At 45.1% G+C, this 1031-nt stretch carries 1 protein-coding gene; it reads left to right on the forward strand.

What is annotated here, in order from left to right; genetic code table 11:
- Nucleotides 1-771: FAD-dependent oxidoreductase (locus B3V51_RS10605; RefSeq protein ID WP_286708391.1), on the forward strand; the 771-nt coding region annotated here is incomplete at its 5' end.
- Between the last annotated feature and the right edge of the window lie 260 nt (nt 772-1031).

The raw sequence follows: 1031 nt of genomic DNA on the forward strand, positions 1-1031 counted from the left end.
TACGTGCGTCAGCATTCGCCGCTACGCTCGTTTGATCACACTATCGTTGAGACCTTGCTCATAGAGATGGAGCAAGACGGTATTCATCTGCATACCAACACCACCCTTACCGAAGTCAATAAAAACGAAGATGGCTGTTTAGAGCTATGTACTAAAGATGGCACGCTTGATACGGTCGATTGCTTGATTTGGGCGATTGGCCGCGCACCTTCAACCGACAACATCAACCTACAAGTAACGGGCGTAGAAACCACCGAGTTTGGCAAAATCAAAGTCGATAAATTCCAAAATACCAATGTCGATGGTATTTACGCGGTCGGTGACATTATCGAAAACAGCATTGATCTGACACCAGTTGCCATCGCCGCTGGTAGGCGTCTGTCTGAGCGCTTGTTTAACAACAAGACCAATGAGCATTTGATTTATGATTTGATACCAACGGTTATATTTACTCATCCCGCTATCGGTACTATTGGTTTATCAGAGATTGACGCGGTGAAGCTACATGGCAAAGACAACATTAAGTGCTACACCTCGACCTTTACCTCGATGTATAGCGCGGTGACGCAGCATCGCCAAAAATGCGTGATGAAGCTGGTGTGCTTAGGTGAGGAAGAAAAAATCATCGGCTTACATGGCATCGGTTACGGTGTCGATGAGATGCTGCAAGGGTTTGCCGTAGCAGTGAAGATGGGCGCGACCAAAGCAGACTTTGATAATACCGTTGCTATTCATCCAACCGGTGCAGAAGAGTTTGTGACGATGCGTTAGACAGACTGAATGAGAAGAAAGGCTATTTTTAACAAATGGCCTTTTTTATTGTCTATTTTTGCTTTAGTGTAAAACCACATACAGACAGCACAATCCTGATACTGCTATGATGCGTTTAATAATGACCGTTGCGAGATGACTGTGTGGCAGATTTACCTTTTTATATTACCCGTGGGCTTAGGCATCATGACCTTGGCAGGAAGTTTGCTATTTTTATTCGCTTTTCTCATGTCTGATGATAATGCCACGCGCGTGCCCGC

Source organism: Psychrobacter sp. UBA2514 (assembly GCF_002341255.1).
Taxonomy (GTDB): Bacteria; Pseudomonadota; Gammaproteobacteria; order Pseudomonadales; family Moraxellaceae; genus Psychrobacter; species Psychrobacter pacificensis.